2 protein-coding genes are annotated in these 2,436 nt (G+C 41.1%); both read right to left on the bottom strand.

Going from position 1 to position 2,436, the window contains the following annotated elements; translation table 11 throughout:
- Window positions 1-402: 402 nt before the first annotated feature.
- A complete protein-coding gene (locus F6K52_RS35310; RefSeq protein WP_293089710.1) occupies window positions 403-1,692 on the bottom strand; it encodes an AAA-like domain-containing protein in 1,290 nt (429 codons plus the stop codon).
- A 551-nt stretch (window positions 1,693-2,243) separates the two neighbouring features.
- On the bottom strand, window positions 2,244-2,436 hold a 193-nt coding region (locus F6K52_RS35305; protein WP_293089708.1), incomplete at its 5' end, for a hypothetical protein.

The raw sequence follows: 2,436 nt of genomic DNA, 5'->3' as shown, positions 1-2,436 counted from the left end.
TCACATAAGTCGGTTCATCGTGAGGTAAACTACCTCCAACTTTGTAGATTGTTGAGTGTTGATTGATCATTACAGCGGTTTGCCATTTGGTGAGGTACAAATTTTTTGGTTTTAGGGAGCAGGGAGCAGGGAGCAGGGAGCAGTGAGAAGAGTGTACCAAGTGTAGTAAGTCTGGGAAGTCTGGCGAGATAGGATAGAGAACAAGTAGTTTTCAATAATTAGGTATAGTTAAAGATAGTTTTGCTAATTGTTATCGTACTTCTTGCTCTATTGATAATAATGATATTCCCCGATTCCCAATTATAACTTCTAACTTCTAACTTCTAACTTCTAACTTCTAACTTCCCTACTCCCTACTCCCTACTCCCTACTCCCTACTCCCTACTCCCTACTCCCTACTCCCTACTCCCTTTTCCCCAAAATGCGATCGCTAAAATACAGACGATACAAATTAGATATCAAACTACAATCATTGCCATAGCGTTGCACTAGACCCATACTTTCCAACTTGCGAGTGATAGTAGCATCAAGGCGCACCGGTTTAGTTGTACTAACTAATAATTTAACAGCGTCCAGCAATTCCGGATGTTCTTGAATACTAGTTAACAGTTGACGGAGATGACTGCCATAAATTCCGGCTTCTGTAGGGGCATTAGCCAAAATATTATCCAGTGTCTTCTCTGCTGCTTTGTGATTCTTGAGATAATCAAAAGCTTGGGACAATAAATCAGGATGTCCCCCCACCATTGCCATCAGTTGCGTTACTGAATACCCAGACAACTTCAAGCCATAAGCCTCAGCAAAGCTCGTAACCTGCTGCTCAGTAAACTCTAGTAATTCTATCAGTAATCCCACATTAAACGGCGACTGTTCAGTAGGTAAAGTAACGTAAACGTCTGTAGCATAAACCACAATCAACCGTAATTTTTTACAAACCTCTTTACTCTTAGCATCTTCATGCCAACTTCGCAGCAACGTCAGAAACCCTTCAGCTACCTCTTGATGAGAAAAGACTTGCTCTACTTCATCCAAACACAAAACTACCGGAGTATCTAAAGACTTTAATAAATACTGCTCTAAGTATCGTTTGCAATTTACCTTGCTGGGTAAACGCTTTTTCCAATAACTGTCTAAGTTATCTGGCAATCCTAAGTTGTCAGACAATCGTACACAAAACGACTGTAAAAAATCCTCTAATTTAGTCAAAGGTAGCTCATTCATATTTAAATAAACCTGAGCATAACCCTGTTTTTCACTATGACTGATAATCTGCTGAATCAGTAACGTTTTGCCCATCCGTTTCGGTGCTTTAATCCGAATTAACGCTCCCGGTTTTATAATTTCCTGATCACAACGAGCTTCAACAGGTGGGCGCTCAATATATATCTCTTGAGTTGCTCTAGGTCTAGGGAATAACCCGCACTCGTCTAATACTTCCTCAGCCACTAACTCTGGCTTATAGGTATTAACAATTTCAACTAACTCACAACGACAATTATAACCATTAGCTTCAATATAAAAATCTTTATATAGATTAGAAATATGCTTTCTTACCGTAGATATATCATAAACTTTCAGCACCTTTTCTCTGATTTCTTGATCTGTCTTGCCACCAACCACCGCCTCCAACACTTGTCGCCTTTTCCAGGGCATGGTCTTAAATTTTTCCTCGAAGGCTTCTTTACTAATCATAGGCGATCGCTGGTTGTGCCGTAGGTAGTCCTATGATTAGTTTAGAGTATTATTGATTAGTTGAGCGAGATTGAGACAATAGTTTCACAAAGTTTGTTTATCAGTGAAAAAATAATCACAAACATCTTCTTAGAGCTTCATCCACATGAAGTGCCATGAAGTAACCTGAAGTTTTTTTGTAAGCTTTCAGCTATCAGCCGAAGGCCTTTGGCCACGCTACGCGAACAGCTATCAGCCTTCGGCTGACTGCTTACAAAAAAATCGGTCAAGGTTTGGTTAACCAATGCTTGACCGAATTCTAATATATAAACCACTACAATTAAATCTTAGCGTATCAGCCATCAGCTGAAGGCCTTTGGCCACGCTACGCGAACAGCTATCAGCCGTCAGCCGTCAGCAACAATTCAAAACAACAACATTCCAACTCAGTAAACTAACCTCCACAAAACAAGTTTCACTCATAGTCGCCAGGGGGTCAAAACCCTGTCTTGATGCAGTCGCTCATGGGGGAAACCCCCAAGACCGCGCTGCATCGCTGGCAAATTACTATCCTAGTCTACGTAAAAATAGCGAATCAAAAAAGTCATAATCTCATCAGGTTTCCCCGTAGGTTCCGGAGTGCTCCACTCGTTGGGATAGGCGTATTTAAGGCCATAAAGGGCAAGAATTGTCTTCCAAACTTTTTCAGGAGAACCGATCAAGGTCAGCTTGACTTTCTTAGGTTCGCGACCAGAGTTTTCTGGG

This window comes from Moorena sp. SIO3H5, assembly GCF_010692395.1.
GTDB lineage: Bacteria > Cyanobacteriota > Cyanobacteriia > Cyanobacteriales > Coleofasciculaceae > Moorena.
This window is presented reverse-complemented; position numbering and strand designations above follow the sequence as displayed.